Below are 24,768 nucleotides of genomic sequence, written 5' to 3' on the forward strand. Positions count from 1 at the left end.
TAACGTCGCGAATAACGCGCGGGGTTTAGTGGGAAACAGGCGGCAGCTGCAGACTGAGAGCGGTCTTTTACTGCGCTCCAAAGCAGTCGTCGATCAAAGATACGATGCCACTACTTTGAGGTTCTCATCAAAGACGCCATTGCCGTGTAATCCTCTTGAGGTTCGATCTAGCATCACTTCATACGAGTGCGCCCAAGCTAACGCACCATCCGCTTCGACCGTCGCCGTGTTATGTGATGTCAAGCGCAGCAAGTTTGCCTTTGTGTCAAAAGTCATCGAGTACAGCTCAACTGCTGAAATCTCGAAACACTCATCGAATGTGTTGGGGTGCATCGCTACGTTATAGGTCGCAACGTTGGTGTACAACGGAGCCTTGACGCTCGGATACGTAATAGCTAACCGTTGATGGCCAACATACGGAACTAGCCCCTGCTCCCCTTTAATCACCAGTTCTTTGGTGAAGAGGTGCCGACCAATGGCAATGGTCCCCGAGTATCCATGTTCTGACCCTGGGCGACTTAGCTCATCCATGAGGAATTGGTTGACCATCCTGTGGTGCGGCGATTGCTTCTCCAAGGGAATTTCCTGCTGCAAGTCATCATTGTTGGCGTGCCGAAACCTAATAATTTGGGGAACCGGAGCGCCAACTTTCTGCTGGACTACTGCAATTGCATAGATCAGCTCTAGCTTCGGATCAAGCTCTACCAGTGTGCCCAGCTCCGTGTTCGAGCAATAGAAGATACTTTCACCAACTTCATTGAACCGCCCCCGACTTCGTACCCTTTCCGCTGGTGCGTATTTCAGCTGATTGACATGATCGAAGAGGGCGCCCTTTTCATGGATGCGGCAGCGATAAAGCTGAACTCCCGTCCCCAAAGTCATCGCTACTTTCGGTACGCCGTGCAGGATCTGACCGAAAAGATCGTAAATCACGGTAGTCGGGCTACCTTTCTTGACGTGCTCCTGAAACTTCTTGATTGCGGCGCGGACGGTCAAGTACTTGGAAATTGCACTCATGACGTGATACGGTGTTTGCCTTCAACAGACGACGAGCATAAATTTATACAGAGAATTTTCCGTAATGCCTAAAAGGCGCGAAATGGAATCCCGACACACCCCGCTGGTATTGAGAAGTGGAACGAGTCTAAGGTCGCAAGATTTTCGCTTCAGGTACGCGCTTTGGATATCCCCCAAACGGATGATTCTTTGAATATCGGCTTCGCCCGGTATTTACCCCTACGCACACTGGGCTGGCGAATCGCTGAAACGTCATCCCCCGTCTGTATCATCCCCGCCATGCTAGCCAAGTTGATGAGTTTCTTTTTGCTCGGTCTGATCCGGGTGCTGACCGGTGCACAAGCGCGCTGGCACGGCTGCCCGCCGAAGGCGGAGCAGCGCATTTATTTTGCCAACCACCAGAGCCACGCCGACCTCGTGATGATCTGGGCCGCGCTGCCCAAGGAGTTGCGCAGCGTGACCCGTGCCATTGCTGCCAAGGACTACTGGACCAAAAGCCCCTTCAAGCAGTGGTTGACCTCCAAGGTGTTCAACGTGATCTACGTCTCACGCGACCGCACGTCTGACGAAGACCCGCTGGAGCCGCTGCTGGACGCGCTGGAGAATGGTGATTCCATTATTCTGTTTCCAGAGGGCACACGCGGCCACTTTGAAGAGCCCCAGGCCTTCAAGGCCGGGCTGTACAACCTGGCACTGAAGTGCCCCAAGGCGGTGCTGGTGCCCGCCTGGATCAACAACGTGCAACACGTGTTGCCCAAAGGCGAGGTCGTGCCAGTACCGGTGCTGTGCTCCGTGACATTCGGTGCCCCGATCCAGGTGCAGGACGGCGAGGAGTGCAAGCCGTTTCTGGCACGCGCGCGCAGCGCTGTCATGGCATTGCGCGAAGTCTGAGGGCGTAGCATGTACCACTACCTCAAGAACCTGACTCCCACGCAGCAGATCGGTGCGCTGTTCATCATTGTTTTCGGCCTGTTGCTGCTGGCCAGCGTGATCGCCTTTGTACTGTCCATCCGCGACCATGGTGATGACGAGCGTGCCGAACAGTGGCGCACCGAACTCAAAAGTGTGGACGGCATCATCCGCACCAGTTGGCTGATGGTGTTTGTCTTCTGGATCGGCTGGGTCACTGGCGACTGGGTTTCGCTGACCCTGTTTGGGCTGGTCTCTTTCTTTGCACTGCGCGAGTTCCTGACCCTGTCACCCACACGCCGGGGTGACCACCGCAGCCTGGTGCTGGCCTTCTTTGTGGTGCTGCCGCTGCAGTACTGGCTGGTGGGCAGCGAACATTTCGACATGTTTGCGGTGTTCATTCCGGTCTATGTGTTTTTGGCCCTGCCATTGACCAGTGCGCTGTCCAACGACCCGGTGCGTTTTCTGGAACGCAACGCCAAGCTGCAGTGGGGCATCATGGTGTGCATCTACGGCATGAGCCATGTGCCTGCGCTCTTGATGCTGGACTTCCCCGGCTACGACAATAAAAACGCCTTTCTCGTGTTCTTTCTGGTGATGGTGGTGCAGGTCTGTACGGTGGTGCAACACCTGGCCTCGCGCAAATGGCAACACGCGCCCGTGGCGCCCGCCATCAGCCAGAGTTTCAACTGGCGCAGTTGGTGGACCGGCATCCTGACGGCCAGCGTGTTTGGTGCGCTGCTGGCTGGTATCACGCCATGGGTACCGGGCACCGCGTTCGCGTTTTCGTTCATCGCCTGTCTGGCCGGCTCCATGGGGCACTTTGTCATGAAGGCCTTGAAACGCGACCGCGGCATTCCCAGCTGGGGCACCCAGGGTCGCTCGGTCACTGGCGCGGGGGGCCTGCTGGACCGGGTGGATGCGCTGTGTTTTGCGGCACCGGTGTTCTTCCACTCCGCCAAGTGGTATTTCGGCATCTAGCCCGCATCTCCATTGCGCGAGCAGCTCCTGAAACCATAGCATGCGAATACTGGGTATTGATCCTGGCCTGCGCACCACCGGCTTTGGTGTGGTGGATGTGCAGGGCGCCGCACTGGCCTATGTGGCCAGCGGCACCATCAGCACGCAGCACCTTGATACCCGCGCCTTGCCGGAGCGACTCAAGGTCTTGTTCGATGGCATTGGCGAGGTCGTCCAACGCTACCAGCCCACTTGCGCGTCGATTGAAATCGTTTTCGTGAACGTCAACCCGCAGTCCACGCTGCTACTGGGCCAGGCACGTGGCGCACTCATCACCGCACTCGTTACCGCCAACCTACCGGTGGCCGAATACACCGCGCTGCAAATGAAGCAGGCCGTGGCCGGCCACGGCCGCGCGCAGAAAGAACAGATCCAGGAAATGGTGAAACGCCTGCTGACCTTGCCCGGCTTGCCAGGGCCGGATGCCGCTGACGCACTGGGCCTGGCCATCACCCACGCACACGCCGGCAAGGCCATGGCACGCCTGGCTGCAGCCGAGAGCCTGGGTGGCACAACCACCACCGCGTCTTACCGCGCAGGGCGCAGCCGCTGACCTCAAACGCCGAATAGATTACGCCCCTTCCTACCCCACGGAGTATTGCCATGTCTCTGGAGAAAACCTTGAACCCCGCTGTTGCCGCCACATTGGCGCAGTGGCACACCATGATTGCCCAGAAGGATTTGCGAGGACTGCCCGCCCTGCTGCACCCGGACGCGGTCTTTCGTTCGCCCATGGCCCATTCGCCGTATGCCAGCGCCCAAGCCGTGGCGCTGATCCTCAACACGGTCATCCAAGTGTTCAATGACTTCACCTACCACCGCCAGCTGGCCAGCGACGACGGCCTGAGTGTGGTGCTGGAATTCAGCGCAACCGTCAGCGGCAAAGCCCTCAAGGGCATTGACCTGATCCAGTTCAATGCAGAAGGACAGATCGTTGATTTTGAGGTGATGGTGCGCCCCATGAGTGGCCTGCAGGCGCTGGGCGCTGAGATGGGTGCGCGGCTGCAAGCGCTGTTGCCTGCATTCAAAGCGCCTAGCGCTGGCTAGTGCTTTTTCAGCGCTAGATCCGCTCGAGGATCAGCACCGTGAAGAAACAGAAGGCGGCCAGCAGCGTCCACTTCAATATCTTCCAGCCCCAGTTCTTGAAACGCGGCTGGCCTGTGCCCACGTAAAACGCAAACGACGCGGCCGCACCCAGCAAGCAAAGCAGAATCAGGAAGCGAAAGACCAGCATGGGTTCAGGCGGTGAAAACCGGAACAACTCGCCGCCGGGCCGCCCCAAGGCGAGTTAGCCCCCTTGGGGGGCAGCGACCCGTGCAACGGCGGAGCGTGGGGGCCATATCACCAGGCCCGCGCGGGTTGTGCGAAGCCTGCGGGCGCCTGTTTGGCGTCTTCAAAGCTGACCAGTTCCCACGCGTCTTTTTGCACCAGCAACTCACGCAACAGTTTGTTGTTGAGCGCATGGCCGGAGCGGCGCGCGCTGTAGGCGGCCAGCAGGGGCTTGCCCACGATGTAGAGGTCACCCATCGCGTCGAGTATCTTGTGTTTGACGAACTCATCGTCGTAGCGCAGCCCATCGGCATTGAGCACCTTGTAGTCGTCCATCACGATGGCGTTGTCCAGACCACCGCCCAGTGCCAAACCATTGGCGCGCATCATTTCCACATCCTTGGTGAAACCAAAGGTGCGCGCACGCGCAATGTCACGCGAGTAGGAGCCGGTGCTCAGGTCGAACTCCACGCGCTGGCCCGTGGAGTCCACGGCGGGGTGGTTGAAATCGATCTCGAAGCTGAGCTTGAAACCGTGGTACGGGTCCAGGCGTGCCCATTTCTCGTTGGCGCCTGAGCCTTCGCGCACTTCCACGGGTTTGAGCAGGCGGATAAATCGGCGCGGTGCGTTCTGCATCTCGATGCCCGCGCTTTGCAGCAGAAACACGAAAGAAGCGGCCGAGCCGTCCAGAATCGGTATCTCTTCGGCGGTGATGTCCACGTACAGGTTGTCCACCCCAAGACCGGCGCAGGCCGACATCAGGTGTTCCACGGTGTGCACTTTGGCATTGCCGCTGGACAGCGTGGAGGCCAGACGCGTATCGGTCACGGCGGTGGCCGACACCGGAATGTCGATGGCCTGCGGCAGGTCCACGCGGCGAAACACGATGCCGGTGTCGGGCGCTGCGGGGCGCAGGGTGATTTCCACCCGCTGCCCGCTGTGCAGGCCCACGCCCACGGCGCGGGTCAGGGATTTCAGGGTTCTTTGTTTGAGCACAACCCTATTTTACTTTCTCGGACCGCACGGCGCTGAGGGGTGCGCCTACTGATAAACCCCCTATGGAATCCGGCCCAACGGCGGCACACTGCAAGTACTTCCTTCACTACAAAACCACCATGCAAGGCGACATACTTTCCACCATCGTGCTCCCTCTGGGGTTGGCGTTCATCATGTTCACGCTGGGCGCGGGCCTCACGCTCACGGACTTCAAACGCGTCTTCCTGCACCCCAAGGCCTTTGCCGTGGGTGTGTTGTGCCATTTCATCCTGTTGCCGCTGGTGGCCTATGCCATCGTGCAGGCCTTCGGCGTCACCGGCGCCATGGCCGTGGGCTTCATGATCATTGCGGCCTGCCCCACGGGCACCACCTCGAATCTGCTGACCTACCATGCCCGTGCGGACGTGGCACTGGCACTGTCCTTCACCGCCGTGGCCGGTGTGGTGGCGGTCTTCACCATCCCGATGATCCTGGACTGGTCCATCAACCACTTCATGGGTGCGCAGCAGAAAATCAACTTCCCCTATGGCTTGGTCATGGGCCAGATTGCCCTGCTGCTGGGCGTGCCCGTGGCCCTGGGCATGGCGCTGCGCAAATTTGCGCCGGAGTTCACACGCCGCTTTCACGGCACCATGGGGCTAATCGCCACCGTTCTGTTCGTGCTGATCGTGCTCGGCGCAATTGCCAAGAACTGGGGCTTGCTGAAGGAACATGCACCCTCGCTCGCCCCTATGGTGCTGGCCATCAACGTGGTGATGCTGCTGCTGGGTCTGGGCCTGTCCCTGCTGACCCGCGTGCCCATGCGTCAGGCCGTCACCGTGGCCATCGAATCCTCCGTGCAAAACAGCACGCTGGCCATCGTGATTTCCTCCACCATCCTGATGAACGACACCATGATGCTTCCTGCGGCGGTGTACGGCATCCTGATGTATTTCACGGGCATCCTCTTCGTGTTCGTGGCGCGCCGTTTTTTGCCTCCCTTGACGACGGAAGAACAGGTGGCGGCTGCGGCGGCCATGCATTGAATTCGTTGTTTTAGGTTTTCGCTTCGCGGCTGACCGCCAAGCGGTTCAGACCTCTGCGAGGCACCTCACTTTCCCCCCTATCCCCCCGCCCTTTCCACCCCGCCGGGCGGAAAGGGGGCCTTAACAGCCGATTTGTTGTTGGGTCGCCGGATATGGAATTACGGGGATAGGTTGCCACCGGTATTTCTCGCCACGGCCAGTGCATCCGGTCGTAGTTACATCTGATGGGTGGGCGCGGAGCGGCTGGCGGCTGCGCCTGCCAGTGACGAGGCATGAAAGACAGGGCTTCGACAAGCTCAGCCTGAACGGGATAGGGTATGTAATGCCGCAGCCAACCTCTGACTCGCCCCTGGCAGGCGCAGCCGCCAGCGGTGCCGCACAGATTACTTAGAGGCAACTACAACCGCATGCACTGGCAGTGGCGCACCGTAACGGTCGCAACCTTCGCACGTAGCCCCTTATCTGGCGCGAGGTAAGCAAATCGGCTGTTAGGCTCCCCCTCGCCCGGCGGGGCGAGGGGGTTGGGGGGAGGGGGAAAGCGAGGTGCTACGCAGGGAAGAACTCAACTACCCCGCAAACACCTGAACCGAGAAGCTTAGTCCGCCTGCTTGCGCAAGAAAGCAGGAATCTCGTAGTCGTCCATCCCACCCGAAGACAACGCATCCACCCGGGCTGCGGCTTGCGTACGGTTGGTACGCCATACGCTAGGAGTCGCCATGCTGCCGTAGTCGGGCTGTGCCATGGTGCCACCCAGGCTGGCCGCTGCACCGGCAGGTGCGGCGATGGTGTTGAGCGTAGGCACCTGGAACGGCACGTTGTCGGTACCGGTGCGCAGCACCTGCAGCGGAGGGGCCGTACGGCGCATACCCTGGCGAGAGAGGCCGGTGGCTACCACGGTCACGCGGATTTCGTCGAGCAGGCTGTCGTCGTAGGCCGTGCCATAGATCACATGCGCATCGGGCGATGCGTAGGCACGGATGGTGTTCATCGCCAGCTTGGACTCGGACAGCTTCAGGCTGCCCTTGGCCGCGGTGATCAGCACCAGCACACCCTTGGCGCCGGACAGGTCGATGCCTTCGAGCAGCGGGCAGGCCACAGCCTGCTCGGCCGCGATGCGTGCGCGGTCCGGGCCGCTGGCCAGGGCGGTACCCATCATGGCCTTGCCGGGTTCACCCATCACGGTGCGCACGTCTTCAAAGTCGACGTTCACATGGCCGGGCACGTTGATGATTTCGGCAATGCCACCCACGGCGTTTTTCAGCACGTCGTTGGCGTGGGCAAATGCCTGGTCCTGGCTCACGTCGTCGCCCAGCACTTCCAGCAGCTTCTCGTTGAGCACCACGATCAGCGAGTCCACATTGGCTTCGAGTTCGGTCAGGCCCGCATCGGCATTGCTCATGCGGCGGCCACCTTCAAAGTCAAACGGCTTGGTCACCACGCCCACGGTCAGGATGCCCATGTCCTTGGCGATGCGCGCAATCACGGGAGCAGCACCGGTACCGGTACCGCCGCCCATACCCGCGGTGATGAACAACATGTGTGCGCCTTCGATGGCCGCACGGATGTCGTCTTCTGCACCGGCGGCGGCTTCGCGGCCCTTGTCGGGCTTGCTGCCGGCACCCAGACCGCTGGCACCCAACTGGATGGTCTTGTGTGCGGCGCTGCGGCTCAGGGCCTGGGCGTCGGTGTTGGCGCAGATGAATTCCACGCCGCCCACTGCGGTCTGGATCATGTGTTCGACCGCGTTGCCGCCGCCGCCGCCCACGCCGATCACCTTGATCTGCGTGCCCTGGTTGAACATCTCTTCTTCAATCATTTCGATGGCCATTTTTAACTCCTGATTTTCATTAATACGTGTTGGTTTTTAAATTCGCAGTTGCCTGAGGGGTGGGCTCTATGAGGGTGGCCCTATCCCCCGCCATCGCCAATGTGGACTTCCCCGTGCCAGCCAGAGTTGGATGTACATGGTCAAAAGTTCCCGACAAACCAGTCTTTGATGCCGCCCAAAGCCGTCTTCACCGAGCCGGCCTTTTGCGCCACCTTGTAACCGCGCATGCGCGCCAGGCGGGCTTCTTCGAGCAGGCCCATGACGGTGGCGGCACGCGGCTGCGCCACCATGTCGGACAGCGCGCTGGAATATTTGGGAATACCACGGCGCACGGGCTTGAGGAAGATGTCTTCGCCCAGCTCCACCATGCCGGGCATGATGCAACTGCCGCCCGTCAGCACAATGCCGCTGGACAACACTTCTTCGTAACCCGATTCGCGCATCACCTGGTTCACCAGGCTGAAAATTTCTTCAATGCGTGGCTCGATCACGCCGGCCAGCGCCTGGCGGCTCAGCATGCGTGGACCCCGGTCACCCAAGCCTGGCACTTCCACCTGCGTCTCGGGATCCACCAGCAGTTGCTTGGCGTGGCCGCTTTCGACCTTGATGTCTTCCGCGTCCTTGGTGGGGGTGCGCAGCGCCATGGCGATGTCGCTGGTGATCAGGTCGCCAGCAATCGGGATCACAGCTGTGTGGCGGATCGCCCCATTGGTGAAGATCGCCACGTCGGTGGTGCCCGCGCCAATGTCCACCAGGCAGACGCCCAGTTCGCGCTCATCGGCGGTCAGCACGGACAGGCTGCTGGCCAGCGGGTTGAGCATGAGCTGCTCCACTTCCAGACCGCAACGGCGCACACACTTGATGATGTTCTCAGCCGCACTTTGCGCGCCCGTGACGATGTGCACCTTGGCTTCCAGGCGGATGCCGCTCATACCGATGGGCTCGCGCACGTCCTGGCCATCGATGATGAATTCCTGCGGCTCCACCAGCAGCAGGCGCTGGTCGGTCGAGATGTTGATGGCCTTGGCCGTTTCCACCACACGTGCCACGTCAGCCTGGGTGACCTCGCGGTCTTTCACCGCCACCATGCCACTGGAGTTGAGTCCGCGGATGTGGCTGCCGGTGATGCCGGTGTAGACCCGCGTGATCTTGCAGTCGGCCATCAGCTCGGCCTCTTTCAAGGCCTGCTGGATGCTCTGCACCGTGGCATCGATGTTGACCACGACGCCGCGCTTCAGGCCATTGCTCGGCGCAATGCCCAGACCGGCCAGCTTGAGCTCGCCGTTGGGCATGATCTCGGCCACCACCGCCATCACCTTGGCGGTGCCGATGTCCAGTCCTACGACCAGGTCTTTGTACTCTTTTGCCATATGGGTCCTGCTACTGATTCACTATCGCTTGGGGCTCTCCGGCACCAGCGTGCTCACGCCGCGCAGCCGAATTGCATATCCGTTGTCATGCCGCAAGTCCGCGGACTCGATGGCACTGGCGTGCCGACCGTAGCGCGAGGTCACCTGCGTGAGGGTCTTCAAAAATCGCTGCAAACGGGGCACCACGTCATCCACGCTGCCACGCCCCAGTTCAATCACGGCGCCCGAGTCCAGCCGCACACGCCAGCCGCCACGGCCGGACAGCTCCAACTGCTCCACCGGCAGCTCCATGCCAGTGAACAGCGGCGCTACGGCGCGGTACATGGCCAGCACCTCTGCACCCTGGTCCTCGGGTCCGTTGAGGCGCGGCAGGGTGTCCTGGTCGACCTCGTCCACATTGGCTTCAAACACCTCGCCAAAACTGTTGATCAGGCGCAACTCACCCTCTGCACCCCAGTACGCCACGGCCTGGTGCTCCTGCAGCGTGACACGCAGGCGGTTCGGAAAATCGCGGTGCACCACCGCGTGGCGCACCCAGGGCACGGCCTCGAAGGCGGCGCGCACCCGGGCCAGGTCCACCGTGAAAAACGTACCTGCCATGCGCGGCGCCACATTGGCGCGCAAGGTGAGTGTGTTGTTGTGGTTGACGTCACCCGTCACCGCAATGCCCTGGATGGCAAACACCGGCAGGCGTGACAACCAGCGTGCCGCAGCCAGCCCGCCCAGGACGACAAACACCACGAACAGGACGGTAGCCGCCATGTTCATGAGCTTGACGTCCAGCGGATTAGCCACGGCAGGTGTCATGCTGTTATCGCCCCCGCATCCAGTGCCGTGTTTTGCAACAGGCGCACACACAGGTCTTCGTAGCTGATGCCTGCCGCTTTGGCAGACATGGGCACCAGCGAGTGGCCGGTCATACCGGGTGAGGTGTTGATCTCCAGCAAGTAGGGCGTGCGCGTTTTCGCGTCGATCATCACGTCGGCGCGCGCCCAGCCGCGGCAGCCCAGCACCTGGTAGGCCCGGCTGACCAGGGCGCGAATGGCTTCCTCTTCACCCGTGGGTAAACCGGCGGGCACGATGTACTGCGTCACGTCGGTGAAGTACTTGTTCTGGTAGTCGTAGTTGCCCTCGGGCGCCACGATGCGGATCACCGGGAAGGCTTCGGGCTGGTCGTTCGGGCCCAGCACCGGGCAGGTGACCTCGTCGCCCGCGATGAACTGTTCACACAACACCATGGCGTCGTGCTGCGAGGCCAGCGCGTAGGCCGCGTCGCACTGATCCACCGACATCACCTTGGTGAAGCCAATGCTGGAGCCTTCGCGCGCGGGTTTGACGATCATGGGCGCACCCAGCGTGGCAAATGCCGCACGGGTCTGTTCCGCGCTGAAGACCTGGCTCCACGCCGGGGTGGACAGGCCCTCAAAACGCCAGATGCGCTTGGTCATGACCTTGTCCATGGAGATGGCAGACGCCATGACGCCGGAGCCGGTGTAGGGAATGCCCAGCAGTTCCAGCGCGCCCTGCACCGTGCCGTCTTCACCAAAACGGCCGTGCAGCGCGATAAAGCAGCGGTCAAACCCTTCGCGCTTCAAATCGTCCAGCGGACGCTCTGACGGATCAAACGCATGAGCGTTAACGCCCTTGGACAGCAAAGCCTTGAGCACGCCGCTGCCGGACATCAGCGAGACCTCGCGCTCGGCCGAGGCGCCGCCCATCAGCACGGCGACCTTTCCTAGAGTTTTAGTATCAAATTGGCCCATAACCCTTATCCATGCTGCGCAAGCAGCTCCTGTTTTTGTAGCATTTCAGCAATCTTCCCGGGCACCGCACCGATGGACCCGGCACCCATGCACATCAGCACATCGCCGTCGCGCGCGTTGTCGATGGCGATCTGCGGCATGTCGACGATGTCGTCCACAAACAGCGGCTCCACCTTGGCCGCAACACGCAGCGCGCGCGCCAGGCTGCGGCCATCGGCCGCCACGATGGGCGCCTCGCCCGCGGCATAGACCTCGGCCAGCAGCACTGCGTCGGCGCCCGCACCAATGACCTTCACAAAATCTTCAAAACAGTCGCGTGTGCGTGTGTAGCGGTGCGGCTGGAACGCCAGCACCAGACGCCGCCCCGGGAAGGCACCGCGCGCAGCAGCCAGCGTGGCCGCCATTTCGACCGGGTGGTGGCCGTAGTCGTCAATCACCGTGACCGTGCCGCCCTGGGGCAAGAGCAGATCGCCATAGCGCTGGAAGCGCCGGCCCACACCCTTGAACTCGGCCAACGCTTTTTGCACCGCCGCATCGGCCACGTTGAGCTCCACCGCCACGGCAATCGCCGACAGTGCATTGAGCACGTTGTGCAGACCGGGCAGGTTCAGCACCACGTCCATGTCGGGCAGCACCACACCGTTGCGGCGCTGCACCGTGAAATGCATCTGCCCACCCACAGCGCGCACGTTGACGGCACGCACTTGGGCGTCTTCGTTGAAGCCGTAGCTGGTCACGGGACAGGTCACCTGCTCCACGATTTCACGCACGGCGGCATCGTCGGTGCACAGGATCGCTGTGCCGTAGAAAGGCATGCGGTGCAGAAAATCGACAAAGGCCTTCTTCAGGCGGCCAAAGTCGTGGCCGTAGGTTTCCATGTGGTCGGCGTCGATATTCGTCACCACCGCCATCACGGGTAACAGGTTCAAAAAGGACGCATCAGACTCGTCCGCCTCGACCACGATGTAGTCACCACTGCCCAGACGTGCATTGGCGCCTGCGCTGTTGAGGCGCCCGCCAATCACAAAGGTCGGGTCCAGCCCGGCCTCGGCCAGCACGCTGGCCACCAGGCTGGTGGTGGTGGTCTTGCCGTGCGTCCCCGCAATCGCAATGCCTTGCTTGAGGCGCATGAGTTCAGCCAGCATCAGCGCGCGCGGCACGATGGGGATCTTCATCTCCCGTGCCTTGATGACTTCGGGGTTGTCCGACTGCACGGCGGTGGACGTGACCACGGCATCGGCGCCCGTCACATGGTCGGGCGCGTGGCCCACGTGCGTCTGGATGCCCAGCGAAGCCAGACGCCTGAGCGTGGCACTGTCCGACAGGTCCGAACCCGAAATGCGGTAGCCCAGGTTGTTGAGCACTTCGGCGATACCGGACATGCCGGAGCCGCCCACGCCCACAAAGTGAATATGTTTGATGGCGTGTTTCATGCGACAAGCTCCTCGCAGGCGGCGACCACGGCATCGGTGGCGCTCAGTTGCTGCATCTTTTTGGCCTCCAGCCCCCGTTGGATGAGCGCAGGCCGCTCTGTTTTTTGTAGCAAATCAGCCAACTTTTGGGGCGTCATCTGGTCCTGCGGCAGCAACCAGCCGCCGCCCTGGTCGACCAGGAAACGGGCGTTGTGGGTCTGGTGGTCATCCACCGCAGCCGGGAACGGCACAAACAGCGCAGCCGCCCCCACAGCGGCAATCTCGGTCACCGTGCTGGCACCGGCGCGGCAGATCACCAAGTCGGCATCCGCAAAGGCCTGGGCCGTGTTGTCGATAAACGGTGTGAGCGTGGCCTGCACCTGGGCTGCGGCATAGTTGGCGCGCAGCTCATCGATCTGTTTCTCACCGGCTTGGTGTGTCACCACCGGGCGCTGGGCTTCGGGAATCAGGGCCAGCGCCTGCGGCACCACGGTGTTGAGCGCACGCGCGCCCAGACTACCGCCCACCACCAACACTTTGAGCGGACCGCTGCGTCCGGCAAAGCGGACTTCGGGCGCAGACTGGTTCAGGAATTCGGTACGCAGCGGATTGCCCACCCACTGTCCTTTGGCAAACACCTTGGGGAACGCCGTGAACACACGGTCGGCCACACCGGCCAGCACCTTGTTGGCCATGCCGGCCACCGAGTTCTGCTCGTGCAACACCAACGGCTTGCCCAGCAGCACACCCATCATGCCGCCCGGGAAGGTGATGTAGCCGCCCAGGCCCAGCACCACATCGGGTTGGACGCGGCGCACCACCTGAATGCTTTGCCAGAAGGCGCGCAGCAACTTGAACGGCAGCAGCACCAGCGTCTTGAGGCCCTTGCCGCGTACGCCGGAAAAATCCACCAGCTCCAGCGGAATACCGCGGGCGGGCACCAGGCGGCTTTCCATGCTGTCGGGCGCGCCCAACCAGTGCACACGCCAGCCTTTGTCACGCAGTGCCTGCGCCACGGCGAGGCCGGGGAAGATATGGCCACCGGTACCACCGGCCATGATCAGGGCACAAGGTTGCGAGTTAACTTGGGTCATACCCGCCCTCCCTGCATGAGTTGTCTGTTCTCGAAGTCGATGCGCAGCACCACGGCAATCGCCACCAAATTCATGAGAATGGCCGAACCGCCGTAACTCATGAGCGGCAGGGTCAGGCCCTTGGTGGGCAAGGCGCCCAGGTTCACGCCCACGTTGATGAAGGACTGAAAGCCCATCCAGATGCCCACGCCCTGCGCTACCAGCCCGGCAAATACGCGGTCCAGCGCGATGGCCTGGCGGCCGATGTGCATGATGCGGCGGGTCAGCCAGAGAAACAGGCCAATCAGGATGAGTACGCCGACCAGGCCAAACTCCTCCCCAATCACGGCGAGCAAAAAGTCGGTGTGTGCCTCGGGCAGCCAGTGCAGCTTCTCTACACTGCCGCCCAGCCCCACGCCGAAAATTTCGCCGCGCCCAATGGCAATCAGCGAATGGGTGAGCTGGTAGGCCTTGCCCAGGGCATGCTCTTCGCTCCAGGGGTTCAGGTAGGCAAAAATGCGCTCACGGCGGAATTCGCTGAAGGCAATCATCAGCGAGAAGGCCACCACGAGCGTCGCTGCAATCAGGAAGAACATGCGGGCATTGACACCGCCCAGAAACAGGATGCCCATGGCAATCACGGCGATCACCATGAAGGCGCCCATGTCCGGTTCGGCCAGCAGCAGCAGCCCCACCACCCCCACCGCCACCGCCATGGGCATGACGGCACGGAAGAAGTTCTCCTTGACCTCCATCTTGCGCACCATGTAGTCGGCGGCATACAGCAACACCGCAAACTTGGCCAGCTCGGAGGGCTGGAAGTTGGTGATGCCCAGTGGAATCCAGCGACGCGCACCGTTCACACCCTTGCCGATGAAAGGCACCAGCACGGCCATCAACAGCACCAGTGACAGCACAAACAGCCACGGCGCCGCCTTCTCCCAGACATTCACCGGCACCTGGAATGCAATCAGCGCCGCCACAAATGCAATGCCGAGGGACACCACGTGGCGGATCAGGAAATGCGTATGGGCGTAGTTGGCAAAGCGCGGGTTGTCTGGCATCGCAATCGACGCGGAGTACACCATCACCAAGCCCCATAGCAACAGCACCACCACAACCCAGGTCAGGGACTGGTCAAAGCCGCGCACCTGTGCGGGTGCCGTGGTGGCGGCAAACGAGCCGCGCCCGCTCAGGCGCACGGGCAGCGCGGCCGCCGCAGGCGCCACCTTGGAGGAAAACCAGCCGGACAGGGTCTGGCCCAAAGCGTTCATGCCAGGTTCTCCAGTTCCACGCCCTGCGACAACGCCAACTCTTTCACCGCGGCGCAGAACACTTGGGCCCGGTGTTCGTAGTTGTCAAACATGTCAAAACTCGCGCAAGCGGGCGACATCAGCACCGCATCCCCCGCGTGGGCCAGGCGGTTGGCATGTGCCACGGCCGCTTCCATGGACTCGGCATCAACCAGCGACACATCGGAGCCTTCCAGTGCGGCACGGATCAACGCCGCGTCGCGCCCTATCAGCACCACGGCACGTGCGTAGCGGGCCACGGGGATAGCCAGCGGCGCGAAGTCCTGCCCCTTGCCTTCACCGCCCAGAATCAACACCACCTTGCGGTCTGCACCCAGGCCCTGCAACGCGGCCACGGTGGCGCCGACATTGGTGCCCTTGCTGTCGTCAAAGAATTCCACTTCGTTGAGGATGCCGATCGGCTCCACGCGGTGCGGCTCGCCACGGTATTCGCGCAGGCCAAAAAGGATGGGGGCCAGCGCACAACCGGCGGCAGCACTGAGTGCCAGCGCAGCGAGTGCATTGGACGCGTTGTGGCGTCCGCGGATACGCAGCGCATCGGCCGGCATCAGACGCTGGATGTGCAGCTCTTCCGCATCCTCCTTGCGCTTGCGGCGGGTTTCATCGGCTTCCAGCGCACGCACCAACCAGACCATGCCGTTGACATCTTCCAGGCCAAAGTCCCCGGGGCGCTGCGGCATGTCCACGCCAAACGTGGTGTAGGTGCGCCATAGCGGTTTTTGCAGCTTGACGCGCACCGGCTCGGGCAGCATGGCCATCACGGCCGCGTCGTCGCGGTTGAGCAACATCAGACCCCGCTGGCCAAAGATCCGCGCCTTGGCCGCGGCATAGGCCTCCATGCTGCCGTGCCAGTCCAGGTGGTCCTGCGTGACGTTGAGCACCACGGCCGCCGTGGGTTCAAAACCCTCGATGCCGTCGAGCTGGAAGCTGGACAACTCCAACACCCAGACATCCGGCAGTGTGCCGGCGTCAATATGCCCAGCCAATGTGTCGAGCAGCGTGGGGCCGATATTGCCCGCCACCGCCACCGACTTGCCCGACTGGGGCACCAGTTGGCCGGTCAGCGAAGTGACCGTGGTCTTGCCATTGGTGCCGGTAATGGCCAACACCGCAGGGGCGTAGCCGTGCGCCACACGCAAAGCCGCCAGCGCCTCGGAATACAAGCTTAACTCGCCTCCAACGCTTACTCCGCTTGCGTGAGCAGCTACCAAAACAGGAGCAATCACGTCAGGACTCAGGCCTGGTGAGCGGTACACCGCATGTAATTCTTGCCCTTCCACCAGCGTCGCGGCAAAGGCGCCCGGCACAAACCGCACCTGGGGCAGCTCTTGTTGCAGCAGTGCCAGTTGTGGGGGGGCCTCACGCGTATCCGCCACGGTAATACTGGCAGCGCCCTGGCGCACGCACCAGCGGGCCATGGCCAGGCCGGAGGCACCCAGGCCCAGGATCAGAATGTTGCGGCCCTGCAGGGATTGCTGCGCGACAGGCGACTGCGCATCGGCCACGGTGTCGGTTTGCACCTCGTCTGGCGCGGCCTCCACCTCGTCGGTCAGGGCTGCTGGGACGGACTCCACGGCATCGTCGGCAAATATCTGCGCCACAAAGGCAGCCGCATCCGCAGCCGCTGTGAGCGTTGTGGGCAGTGCGCGAACCGCCGGGGTGGCCTTCGCTGCAGGCACCGCATGGGCCGGATCTGGTGCCGGCACTGCGGCCTCCGAGGGTTCTACCGGTTCCACAGCTTCAACAGTCTCTGCCGTTTCGACAGGCACGACGTCCTGCACCGGTGCCTCAGGCATCGGTGCTTCCTGCGCCACCTCGGGAGGCAGCGTGGGTTCGTCGTCGTGCAGGTCGTTCGGGTTCATCGCAGTTTCAGGGTGGACAGGCCGACCAGGCACAGCAGCATGGTGATGATCCAGAAGCGCACAACCACCTGCGTTTCTTTCCAGCCTTGTTTCTCGAAGTGGTGGTGCAGCGGCGCCATCTTGAACAGGCGGCGGCCTTCGCCAAATTTTTTCTTGGTGTATTTGAAGTAAGTGACCTGCAGCATCACCGACAGGGCCTCGACGACAAAGATGCCGCCCATGATGGCCAGCACAATTTCCTGGCGCACGATCACGGCGATGGTGCCCAGCGCAGCGCCCAGCGCCAGCGCACCCACATCACCCATGAAGACCTGGGCCGGGTGCGTGTTGAACCACAGAAACGCCAACCCCGCCCCCGCCATGGCGGAGCAGAAAATCAGCAACTCGCCCGACCCGGGGATGTGCGGGAAGAACAGGTATTTGGAATACACGGCACTGCCGGTGACATAGGCAAACACGCCCAGGGCCGAGCCCACCATCACCACCGGCATGATGGCCAGACCGTCCAGGCCGTCGGTCAGGTTCACCGCATTGCTGGCGCCTACGATCACCAGGTAGGTCAGGATCACAAAGCCCAACACCCCCAGTGGGTAGCTGACTTCCTTGATGAAGGGCAGCAGCAGGCCCGCCTTGGGCGGCAGGTTCACATCAAAGCCCGAAGCCACCCAGTTGTAGAACAGCTCCATGACCTTGAAGTTGGAGCTTTCAGAAATGCTGAACACCAGGTACAGCGCGGCCAGCAGACCAATCACCGACTGCCAGAAATATTTCTCACGCGAGCGCATGCCTTCGGGGTCCTTGTGCACCACCTTGCGCCAGTCATCGACCCAGCCAATAGCGCCAAAGCCCAGCGTCACCAACAGCACAATCCAGACAAAACGGTTGGACAGGTCAAACCACAGCAACGTGGAAACCGCGATCGACAACAGGATCAGTACGCCCCCCATGGTTGGCGTGCCGCTCTTGCTCAGGTGCGTCTCCATGCCATAACCACGGATGGGCTGGCCAATCTTGAGTTCGCGCAGGCGGCGAATCACATACGGGCCCGCAGCCAGGCCGATCAACAGCGCGGTCAGCGCCGCCATCACGGCGCGGAACGTCAGGTACTGGAACACCCGGAAAAATCCCATGTCGGGGGACAGGGTTTGCAGCCACTGGGCCAGACTTAACAACATCAATGTTCTCCCTTGGGAATTTCGGTGGAGCTGGCGCTGGATGCCAACACGGCCTCCACCACGCGCTCCATGCGCATGAAGCGCGAGCCCTTGACCAACACGCTGCCGACTTGCGGCAACAAAGCCAGCACGGCAGCATTCAAGTCTTCGATAGCCGTGAAGTGGCGTGCACCCGCGCTGTGCTCCACCACGTGAAGGGTCTGCTCGCCCAGTGCCAGCACATGTTCAATGCCAAGACTGTGGGCATGGCGGCCGGCTTCGGCATGAAACGCCGGGCCCTGCTGCCCGACTTCGCCCATATCGCCCAGCACAAGTAAACGTGGCCCCGGCAAGTCCGCCAGCACATCGATGGCGGCGCGTACCGAGTCGGGGTTGGCGTTGTAGGTATCGTCTACCAGCGTACCGGTGCGCCCCTGCACCGCAAAGGTCAGCGCGCGCGAACGGCCTTTGACCGGCACAAAAGCCGCAAGGCCCCGCACCACCGCATCGGCGGGTACACCGGCTGACAGCGCACAGGCGGCCGCGGCCAGCGAATTTTTGACGTTATGGCGTCCCGCAATGTGCAGCGCATAGCGCAGCTCCACGCCCATGCCTTGCGCATGCACCTGCCAGGCACCGTCTGCCCACTGGGCATCCACACAACCCAGATCCTGGGCCTGTGCAGGTTTGCCCACCGCAAAGCGGGCGGCAATTCTGGGCGCCGCCAGGCCTTCCCAGACTGCGGTGTAGGCATCATCGGCCGGGAACACGGCTACGCCCTGTGCACCCAATGCACTGATCACGTTGCCGTTTTCCTGCGCCACCGCTTCCACCGTGTGCATGAATTCCAGATGCTCGCGCTGCGCGTTGTTGACCAGCGCTACCGTGGGTTTTGCCATGGCGGCCAAGGTGGCAATTTCGCCGGGGTGGTTCATGCCCAGCTCCACCACGGCAATGCGGTGGCTGGCGCGCAAGCGCAAGAGTGTGAGCGGCACACCAATGTCGTTGTTGAAGTTGCCGCGTGTTGCCAGTGCAGCGCCACCGGGCTGGAAGGACTCCAGAATGGCGGCGATCATCTGCGTGACCGTGGTCTTGCCGTTGCTGCCAGTCACGGCAATCAAGGGCAACTGGAACTGCGCGCGCCAAGCCGTGGCCAGTTCGGCCAGGGCCAGCTTGGTATCGGGTACCTCGATGCACGGCAATACCAGCCCACCCTTGAGGCCCGCACCCGGATGACAAAGGGCTGCTGCAGCGCCTTTGTCCTTGGCTTCCTGGAGGAAGTCATTGGCGTCAAAACGTTCACCTCTGAGCGCCACAAACAGGTCGCCCGGTTCAATGGTGCGTGTATCGGTATGCACGCGCAACACGGCCGTGTTGCCCTCGCCCACGAGCTTCGCACCGCTGAGCCACGGCAGCATCTGTTGCAGATTCAACATGGCGCTCATGGTGTAGCCCCTTCGCTGGCACGGCCACGCAAGTGCAAAGCAGCCGCCGCATGCGCACGGTCCGAAAACACATGTTTGACACCGGCGATGTCCTGGGTTTCCTCGTGGCCTTTACCGGCCAGCAGAATCACGTCCTGGGCCTGGGCCTGGGCAATGGTTTCGGCAATGGCCAGTGCACGGTCGGCCTGCACATCCACACTGTTGCGATCAGGCAAACCCAGCAAAATTTGCGCAATGATGGTCTCGGGTTTTTCACTGCGCGGGTTGTCGCTGGTCACCACTACCTGGTCGGCCAGCTTCGCGGCAATGGCGCCCATCAACGGGCGCTTGGAGGCATCACGGTCACCACCGCAACCAAACACACACACCAAACGACCCTTGCGCTGTGCAGCCAGCGGACGCAGCGCTTCAAGCGCCTGCCCCAATGCATCCGGCGTGTGGGCGTAGTCCACAGCCACCAACGGCTGGCCTGCGTCACCCAGACATTCCATGCGACCAGGCACCGGATGCAGCGCAGTGCAGGCCTGCACCGCATCCATCAGCGGCACACCCAAAGCGCGCATGGCGGCCAGCACGCCCAGCAGGTTGGCCACGTTGTAGTCGCCAATCGTGCGGCTGCGCAAGGTATGGCTGGTTTCGCCCTCCTGCACCTCAAAATCCAATCCCTCGGCGCTGTAACGGATGTTGCGCGCCTGCAGGCGCGCCGGGCCTTTGCACGACACCGTCCAGACATCCAGCGCACCGGAAGCCAAGGCGTCTGCCAGCTCGATACCTTTGACGTCGTCCACATTGATGACGGCGCTACGCAAACCCGACCACGCGAACAACAGGCGCTTGGCAGCCCAATAGGCTTCCATGCTGCCGTGGTAGTCCAGGTGGTCCTGGGTGAAGTTGGTGAACACGGCCACACGAATCTGTGTGCCGTCCAGGCGACGTTCTTCAATGCCAATGGAAGAAGCCTCGATGGCGCAGGCTTGCAAACCCTGTTGCACAAACTGGCGCAAGGTGTGTTGCAGCAACACCGGGTCTGGGGTCGTCAAGCCGGTAGAGACCACTGCACGGCCTGCATCTGCTGTGGCAGTGCCAGCCGCTGGGGGTTGCCCCACCCCCAGAGTGCCAATCACACCGCAGGGCATGGCTTGCGGCAGTGCCGACAGGGCCTGGGCGAGCCACCAGGCTGTGGAGGTTTTACCGTTGGTGCCGGTCACGGCCACCACCGCCAATTGCTGCGAGGGATGGCCGAAAAACTCTGCGGCAATGGGGCCTGTGTCGGACTTCAGCCCGGCATAGCTGGCCACCGCATCGCCCTGCAGCGCAAAGGCCTCGGCGCCCTCCTGCTCAACCAGGCACGCCTTGGCACCCTGTTGCAGAGAACCCATGACAAACTTGCGCGCATCCACAGCCGCACCGGGCCAGGCGATAAAGCCATCGCCAGCCGCCAACGCGCGGCTGTCTGCGCGCAGCGTGCCGGTGACGCGCTGCTGCAGCCATTGGGCGGCCTGGATCGGTGTGTGGAGCTGCTGCATCAGAAGCTTTCCTCCGTCGCATTCGCCACGATCTGCGGCTGTACCGCCATGTCGGGTTGAACCCCAAGCATGCGCAGGGTTTGCTGCACGGTTTCGCTGAACACGGGCGCCGCCACGTCGCCGCCAAAGTATTTTCCTGCGCTGGGCTCATCCAGCATCACCGCCACAATGACGCGCGGACTGTCGATGGGCGCCATGCCAACGAACCAGCTACGGTACTTGCGATTGCCATCCGTACCGTAACCCTTGCCGATCTGTTTGTAAGCGGTGCCGGACTTGCCGCCCACCGAATAACCCAGGGTTTGCGCCTTCTGGGCGGTGCCGCCCGGACCTGCTGCCATTTGCAACATCTTGCGCACACTCGCAGCAGTCCCTGCAGAAAACACGTTCACACCCAAGGCGGGTTCGCTGCTTTTGAGCAAGGTGGCCGGGATGATCTGGCCATCGTGAGAAAACACGGTGTATGAGCGCGCCATCTGGAACAAGGACGCGGACATGCCGTAGCCGTAGGAAATGGTCGCCTGCTCAATCGGGCGCCAGCTCTTGTAGGGACGCAGACGCCCCGACACGGCCCCCGGAAACTGGATCTGCGGCTTCTGCCCAAAACCAGCCTGCGAGAAAGTCGCCCACATATCGCTTGCCGGCATTTGCATGGCGATTTTGGTGGTGCCCACGTTGCTCGACACCTGAATCACCTGCTCTACCGTCAACGCGCCATGCGGATGGGAATCGCGGATCGTGGCGCCGGTGATGGTGATCGACCCTGGCGCCGTATCGATCACGGTCTGGGGTTTGACCCGCCCGGTCTCCAGCGCCAAGCCCACCGTGAAGGGCTTCATGACCGACCCTGGTTCAAAGGTGTCGGTCAGGGCCCGGTTACGCAACTGCGCACCGGTCAGGTTCTGGCGTTTTTCCGGGTTGTAGCTGGGGTAGTTGGCCAGCGCCAGCACTTCACCGGTAATGGCGTCCAGCACCACCACGCTGCCCGCCAGTGCACGGTTGGCGATCACGGAGTCACGCAGCTTCTGGTAGGCAAAAAACTGCACCTTGCTGTCGATGCTGAGCTGCAAATCGCGCCCGGCCACCGGAGGCACCATCTCACCCACCTCTTCCACGGCGCGGCCCAGGCGGTCCTTGATCACGCGGCGCAAACCAGGGCGGCCCAAGAGGTCCTTGTTGAACAACAGTTCGACACCTTCCTGCCCGTTGTCCTCCACATTGGTAAAACCGACCACATGCGCAGCCGACTCTCCCTCGGGGTACTGGCGCTTGTACTCCTTGGTTTGGTAGATGCCCTTGATATTGAGCGCGGTTACCTGCTTGGCAATATCCGCGTCGACCTGGCGCTTGACCCAGACAAAAGACTTGTCTTCATCCTGCAGCTTCTTCGACAGCTCTGCCGTCGTCATGTCCAGCAGTTTGGCGAGTTTTTGCAGTTGCGCCTTGTCAACTTCCACATCCTCTGGAATGGCCCAGATGCTGGGCGCGGGCACGCTGGACGCCAGGATCAATCCATTGCGGTCCAGAATACGGCCGCGCGTCGCCGGCAGGTCCAGCGTACGGGCAAAACGGACTTCCCCCTGGCGCTGGAAGAAATCGTTGGCAAACACCTGGATGTAGGCCGCGCGCGCACCCAGGCCGCAGAAAGCCAGCGCAATGGCGCCGACCACAAACTTGCTGCGCCACACCGGTGTGCGGCTGGCCAGCAGAGGACTGGAGGTGTACTGAACGCTGCGGCTCATGCAAGTGCCTCCGCCTTGCAGGCTGCGGCATTATTCGCCTCGGGAACGGCCCAGCGGCTCATGGCATTCCCTCCTGACTCGCGGCCGCGGCAGGAAATGCGGCCTGGGGAGCCGTCGTGGCGGCAGGTCCGGAATACGTCACGTAGGTGGTGATGGCCGGCGTGGCCTGGCGCATCTGCAGCTTTTCACGCGCCAGCTTTTCCACACGGGCGGGCGTGGCCTGGGCCCGCTTCTCCACCTGCAGTCGCTGAAACTCTGTCTCAAGGCGACGGGCCTCGGCACGCGATTTGTCGAGCTCCGTAAACAGGCGGCGCGAATCGTATTGCACGCCGACCAAATACACGGCGCTGGCCAAGACAGCCAGAAGCAGGACAAGGTTGATCCTGATCATGACATGGCCCCCACGCTTGTCACCGCGTGTACTGCGCTGCCCCCCGAGGGGGCCATCGCGCCTTGGAGCGGTCCGGCGGCGCTCACGCGTCCGTCCTCTGCGCCACACGCATGATGGCGCTGCGTGCGCGGGGATTGCCAGTGACTTCGGCCGCGCTGGGCTTGATACGGTCCAACGCCTTGAGCTTCATGACCTTGGGTGCAGCAAATGGAGCACGGCGGTCGTACTCATCGCGCGAATGCTTCGCGATGAATTGTTTGACGATGCGGTCTTCCAGCGAATGGAAGCTGATCACCGCCAGACGACCTCCTGCTTGCAACACGTCCAGGCTCCCCTCTAACGCTTGTTGCAGCTCTTCAAGCTCGGCGTTGATGAAAATCCGAAAAGCCTGAAATGTGCGCGTTGCAGGGTCCTTGCCCGGCTCGCGGGTTTTGACCGTGTCAGCCACGAGTTGGGCCAACTCGGTGGTGGTTGAAATTGGGCCCCGTTCCTGTCGGCGAGCAACAATCGCCTTTGCAATTGCCCCAGCAAACCGTTCTTCACCATATTCACGTATCACCTCCGCGATTTGATTGAGTTCGGCTGTCTCCAGCCACTGGGCCACACTCTCGCCACGCGTCGTGTCCATGCGCATGTCCAACGGACCTTCGAAACGAAAACTGAAACCGCGCGCCGGGTTGTCGATCTGCGGCGAACTCACGCCCAGATCCATCAACAAACCGGCCACACTGGCCCGCGGCAATTCGCCCAGATGCGAAAAGCCTTCTTGGCGGATGGAAAATCGCGGGTCCTGGATGGCTCCGGACTGGGCCACGGCATCCGGGTCGCGGTCGAAAGCGATCAGGCGCCCCTGGGGCGACAAACGGGAGAGGATGAGACGGGAATGTCCTCCGCGTCCAAATGTGGCATCCACGTACGTCCCGTCGGCCAGGGCTTCGGGCGTACCGGCGTCGCTGTTGAACAAGGCATCGACCGCTTCGTTCAACAGGACGGTGGAGTGAGTCCATGCAGCGTCCACCGTCACACCTTAGAAGGAAAAGTCCTTGAAGACATCGGGCATCTCGCCCTGCATGGCCTTCGCTTCCTGCGCGTCATAGGTGCTCTTGTCCCACAACTCGAAGTGGTTGCCCATGCCCAGCAGCACGGTGTCCTTGGCGATGCCCGCAGCTTCGCGCAGTTCTGGCGACACCAGCACGCGTCCGGTGGCATCCATTTCCACGTCCATGGCGTTGCCCAGAAAAATACGCTTCCACCACTGGGCCGACATGGGCAAGGCGGCAATGCGTTCCCGGAATTTCTCCCACTCCGGGCGGGGAAAGACCATGAGACACCCGTGCGGGTGTTTGGTGATGGTGATTTGACCGGCAGCCGTCGCACTCAGGACGTCACGGTGCCGGGTCGGCACAGAAAGCCGACCCTTTGCATCCAGACTGAGAGACGAAGCCCCTTGAAACACGACAGAACACCTCTTTTGGCGAAAACACAGACGCAAGGCAATTCGGAGGCACTTTTCACCACTTAATTGCACTTTTTTGCACTGTATCAGCAAAAGACGCGCTTGCAATAGGGCAATTGCGAATTTTTTCCAATGAAATCAACGACTTAGAAGCGATTTTGGAGGTCGACTTGCTGCAAAAATCGTTCTAAATTAAG

At 62.0% G+C, this 24,768-nt stretch carries 23 protein-coding genes; 5 read left to right on the plus strand and 18 right to left on the minus strand.

What is annotated here, in order from left to right; all coding sequences use genetic code 11:
* Nucleotides 1-93: 93 nt before the first annotated feature.
* Entirely contained in the window at nt 94-1,017 is a 924-nt protein-coding gene (locus RS694_RS17145; RefSeq protein WP_029709441.1) for an RES family NAD+ phosphorylase, read from the minus strand.
* Nucleotides 1,018-1,296: 279 nt separating this feature from the next.
* On the opposite strand from RS694_RS17145, the gene RS694_RS17150 reads away from it, so the two are divergent.
* The 4 genes from RS694_RS17150 to RS694_RS17165 are packed head-to-tail and all read left to right on the plus strand — an operon-like array spanning nt 1,297 to nt 3,993.
* Nucleotides 1,297-1,908: a lysophospholipid acyltransferase family protein gene (locus tag RS694_RS17150; RefSeq protein ID WP_029709442.1), complete on the plus strand. Its 612-nt coding sequence runs from the start codon at nt 1,297-1,299 to the stop codon at nt 1,906-1,908.
* 9 nt (nt 1,909-1,917) lie between these two features.
* Nucleotides 1,918-2,907 (plus strand): phosphatidate cytidylyltransferase, encoded by a 990-nt coding sequence (locus RS694_RS17155; protein WP_029709443.1) that lies wholly within the window; start codon nt 1,918-1,920, stop codon nt 2,905-2,907.
* 40 nt (nt 2,908-2,947) lie between these two features.
* Nucleotides 2,948-3,499 (plus strand): crossover junction endodeoxyribonuclease RuvC, encoded by a 552-nt coding sequence (ruvC, locus tag RS694_RS17160; protein WP_029709444.1) that lies wholly within the window; start codon nt 2,948-2,950, stop codon nt 3,497-3,499.
* A gap of 50 nt (nt 3,500-3,549) precedes the next feature.
* Nucleotides 3,550-3,993: a nuclear transport factor 2 family protein gene (locus tag RS694_RS17165; RefSeq protein ID WP_029709445.1), complete on the plus strand. Its 444-nt coding sequence runs from the start codon at nt 3,550-3,552 to the stop codon at nt 3,991-3,993.
* Nucleotides 3,994-4,006: 13 nt separating this feature from the next.
* Here the strand turns inward: RS694_RS17165 and RS694_RS20615 are convergent, their stop codons facing one another.
* Both RS694_RS20615 and lpxC read right to left on the minus strand, forming a co-directional pair.
* Nucleotides 4,007-4,180 (minus strand): hypothetical protein, encoded by a 174-nt coding sequence (locus RS694_RS20615; RefSeq protein WP_169731133.1) that lies wholly within the window; start codon nt 4,178-4,180, stop codon nt 4,007-4,009.
* A 107-nt stretch (nt 4,181-4,287) separates the two neighbouring features.
* On the minus strand, nt 4,288-5,211 hold the full coding sequence (lpxC, locus tag RS694_RS17170; protein WP_029709446.1) for a UDP-3-O-acyl-N-acetylglucosamine deacetylase: 924 nt from the start codon (nt 5,209-5,211) through the stop codon (nt 4,288-4,290).
* A 119-nt stretch (nt 5,212-5,330) separates the two neighbouring features.
* Between lpxC and RS694_RS17175 the strand changes: the two genes are divergently transcribed.
* On the plus strand, nt 5,331-6,236 hold the full coding sequence (locus tag RS694_RS17175; protein ID WP_037248343.1) for a bile acid:sodium symporter family protein: 906 nt from the start codon (nt 5,331-5,333) through the stop codon (nt 6,234-6,236).
* Between the two features lie 595 nt (nt 6,237-6,831).
* On the opposite strand, the gene ftsZ is transcribed toward RS694_RS17175, so the two are convergent.
* The 15 genes from ftsZ to mraZ form a co-directional block, all read right to left on the minus strand.
* Entirely contained in the window at nt 6,832-8,064 is a 1,233-nt protein-coding gene (ftsZ, locus tag RS694_RS17180; protein WP_029707800.1) for a cell division protein FtsZ, read from the minus strand.
* A gap of 140 nt (nt 8,065-8,204) precedes the next feature.
* On the minus strand, nt 8,205-9,434 hold the full coding sequence (gene ftsA, locus RS694_RS17185; protein ID WP_029707801.1) for a cell division protein FtsA: 1,230 nt from the start codon (nt 9,432-9,434) through the stop codon (nt 8,205-8,207).
* A gap of 21 nt (nt 9,435-9,455) precedes the next feature.
* On the minus strand, nt 9,456-10,241 hold the full coding sequence (locus RS694_RS17190; RefSeq protein WP_029707802.1) for a cell division protein FtsQ/DivIB: 786 nt from the start codon (nt 10,239-10,241) through the stop codon (nt 9,456-9,458).
* A complete protein-coding gene (locus RS694_RS17195) occupies nt 10,238-11,197 on the minus strand; it encodes a D-alanine--D-alanine ligase (RefSeq protein WP_029707803.1) in 960 nt (319 codons plus the stop codon). The genes RS694_RS17190 and RS694_RS17195 overlap by 4 nt, the downstream gene beginning before the upstream one ends.
* A gap of 5 nt (nt 11,198-11,202) precedes the next feature.
* Nucleotides 11,203-12,630 (minus strand): UDP-N-acetylmuramate--L-alanine ligase, encoded by a 1,428-nt coding sequence (murC, locus tag RS694_RS17200; protein ID WP_029707804.1) that lies wholly within the window; start codon nt 12,628-12,630, stop codon nt 11,203-11,205.
* Nucleotides 12,627-13,703 (minus strand): undecaprenyldiphospho-muramoylpentapeptide beta-N-acetylglucosaminyltransferase, encoded by a 1,077-nt coding sequence (gene murG / locus RS694_RS17205; protein WP_029707805.1) that lies wholly within the window; start codon nt 13,701-13,703, stop codon nt 12,627-12,629. The genes murC and murG overlap by 4 nt, the downstream gene beginning before the upstream one ends.
* Nucleotides 13,700-14,956 carry a putative lipid II flippase FtsW gene (gene ftsW / locus RS694_RS17210; protein WP_029707806.1) on the minus strand — a complete coding sequence of 419 codons (1,257 nt, stop codon included), beginning with the start codon at nt 14,954-14,956 and terminating at the stop codon, nt 13,700-13,702. The genes murG and ftsW overlap by 4 nt, the downstream gene beginning before the upstream one ends.
* Entirely contained in the window at nt 14,953-16,857 is a 1,905-nt protein-coding gene (gene murD, locus RS694_RS17215) for a UDP-N-acetylmuramoyl-L-alanine--D-glutamate ligase (RefSeq protein ID WP_081708630.1), read from the minus strand. The genes ftsW and murD overlap by 4 nt, the downstream gene beginning before the upstream one ends.
* Complete coding sequence (gene mraY / locus RS694_RS17220; RefSeq protein WP_029707808.1) at nt 16,854-18,032, minus strand: phospho-N-acetylmuramoyl-pentapeptide-transferase; 1,179 nt, start codon at nt 18,030-18,032, stop codon at nt 16,854-16,856. Before mraY ends, murD begins: the two co-directional genes overlap by 4 nt.
* On the minus strand, nt 18,032-19,447 hold the full coding sequence (locus tag RS694_RS17225) for a UDP-N-acetylmuramoyl-tripeptide--D-alanyl-D-alanine ligase (protein ID WP_029707809.1): 1,416 nt from the start codon (nt 19,445-19,447) through the stop codon (nt 18,032-18,034). The genes mraY and RS694_RS17225 overlap by 1 nt, the downstream gene beginning before the upstream one ends.
* Before the next feature lie 5 nt (nt 19,448-19,452).
* Nucleotides 19,453-20,982 carry a UDP-N-acetylmuramoyl-L-alanyl-D-glutamate--2,6-diaminopimelate ligase gene (locus RS694_RS17230; protein WP_029707810.1) on the minus strand — a complete coding sequence of 510 codons (1,530 nt, stop codon included), beginning with the start codon at nt 20,980-20,982 and terminating at the stop codon, nt 19,453-19,455.
* Nucleotides 20,982-22,724 carry a peptidoglycan D,D-transpeptidase FtsI family protein gene (locus RS694_RS17235; protein ID WP_029707811.1) on the minus strand — a complete coding sequence of 581 codons (1,743 nt, stop codon included), beginning with the start codon at nt 22,722-22,724 and terminating at the stop codon, nt 20,982-20,984. The genes RS694_RS17230 and RS694_RS17235 overlap by 1 nt, the downstream gene beginning before the upstream one ends.
* Nucleotides 22,725-22,782: 58 nt before the next feature.
* Nucleotides 22,783-23,115, minus strand: a complete 333-nt coding sequence (ftsL, locus tag RS694_RS17240) for a cell division protein FtsL (RefSeq protein ID WP_029707813.1) — start codon at nt 23,113-23,115, stop codon at nt 22,783-22,785.
* Nucleotides 23,116-23,197: 82 nt separating this feature from the next.
* Nucleotides 23,198-24,133: a 16S rRNA (cytosine(1402)-N(4))-methyltransferase RsmH gene (gene rsmH, locus RS694_RS17245; protein ID WP_029707815.1), complete on the minus strand. Its 936-nt coding sequence runs from the start codon at nt 24,131-24,133 to the stop codon at nt 23,198-23,200.
* A 9-nt stretch (nt 24,134-24,142) separates the two neighbouring features.
* On the minus strand, nt 24,143-24,571 hold the full coding sequence (gene mraZ / locus RS694_RS17250; protein WP_029707816.1) for a division/cell wall cluster transcriptional repressor MraZ: 429 nt from the start codon (nt 24,569-24,571) through the stop codon (nt 24,143-24,145).
* Nucleotides 24,572-24,768: the final 197 nt, after the last annotated feature.

Source organism: Rhodoferax saidenbachensis (assembly GCF_001955715.1).
GTDB classification, from domain to species: Bacteria; Pseudomonadota; Gammaproteobacteria; order Burkholderiales; family Burkholderiaceae_C; genus Allorhodoferax; species Allorhodoferax saidenbachensis.

Bases quoted from the DNA above. Each gene is read 5' to 3' on its own strand.
- RS694_RS17145 (WP_029709441.1), bottom strand. From the start codon at position 1,017: ATGAGTGCAATTTCCAAGTACTTGACCGTCCGCGCCGCAATCAAGAAG.
- RS694_RS17150 (WP_029709442.1), top strand. From the start codon at position 1,297: ATGCTAGCCAAGTTGATGAGTTTCTTTTTGCTCGGTCTGATCCGGGTG.
- RS694_RS17155 (WP_029709443.1), top strand. From the start codon at position 1,918: ATGTACCACTACCTCAAGAACCTGACTCCCACGCAGCAGATCGGTGCG.
- ruvC (WP_029709444.1), top strand. From the start codon at position 2,948: ATGCGAATACTGGGTATTGATCCTGGCCTGCGCACCACCGGCTTTGGT.
- RS694_RS17165 (WP_029709445.1), top strand. From the start codon at position 3,550: ATGTCTCTGGAGAAAACCTTGAACCCCGCTGTTGCCGCCACATTGGCG.
- RS694_RS20615 (WP_169731133.1), bottom strand. From the start codon at position 4,180: ATGCTGGTCTTTCGCTTCCTGATTCTGCTTTGCTTGCTGGGTGCGGCC.
- RS694_RS17175 (WP_037248343.1), top strand. From the start codon at position 5,331: ATGCAAGGCGACATACTTTCCACCATCGTGCTCCCTCTGGGGTTGGCG.
- ftsZ (WP_029707800.1), bottom strand. From the start codon at position 8,064: ATGGCCATCGAAATGATTGAAGAAGAGATGTTCAACCAGGGCACGCAG.
- ftsA (WP_029707801.1), bottom strand. From the start codon at position 9,434: ATGGCAAAAGAGTACAAAGACCTGGTCGTAGGACTGGACATCGGCACC.
- RS694_RS17190 (WP_029707802.1), bottom strand. From the start codon at position 10,241: ATGACACCTGCCGTGGCTAATCCGCTGGACGTCAAGCTCATGAACATG.
- RS694_RS17195 (WP_029707803.1), bottom strand. From the start codon at position 11,197: ATGGGCCAATTTGATACTAAAACTCTAGGAAAGGTCGCCGTGCTGATG.
- murC (WP_029707804.1), bottom strand. From the start codon at position 12,630: ATGAAACACGCCATCAAACATATTCACTTTGTGGGCGTGGGCGGCTCC.
- murG (WP_029707805.1), bottom strand. From the start codon at position 13,703: ATGACCCAAGTTAACTCGCAACCTTGTGCCCTGATCATGGCCGGTGGT.
- ftsW (WP_029707806.1), bottom strand. From the start codon at position 14,956: ATGAACGCTTTGGGCCAGACCCTGTCCGGCTGGTTTTCCTCCAAGGTG.
- murD (WP_081708630.1), bottom strand. From the start codon at position 16,857: ATGAACCCGAACGACCTGCACGACGACGAACCCACGCTGCCTCCCGAG.
- mraY (WP_029707808.1), bottom strand. From the start codon at position 18,032: ATGTTGTTAAGTCTGGCCCAGTGGCTGCAAACCCTGTCCCCCGACATG.
- RS694_RS17225 (WP_029707809.1), bottom strand. From the start codon at position 19,447: ATGTTGAATCTGCAACAGATGCTGCCGTGGCTCAGCGGTGCGAAGCTC.
- RS694_RS17230 (WP_029707810.1), bottom strand. From the start codon at position 20,982: ATGCAGCAGCTCCACACACCGATCCAGGCCGCCCAATGGCTGCAGCAG.
- RS694_RS17235 (WP_029707811.1), bottom strand. From the start codon at position 22,724: ATGAGCCGCAGCGTTCAGTACACCTCCAGTCCTCTGCTGGCCAGCCGC.
- ftsL (WP_029707813.1), bottom strand. From the start codon at position 23,115: ATGATCAGGATCAACCTTGTCCTGCTTCTGGCTGTCTTGGCCAGCGCC.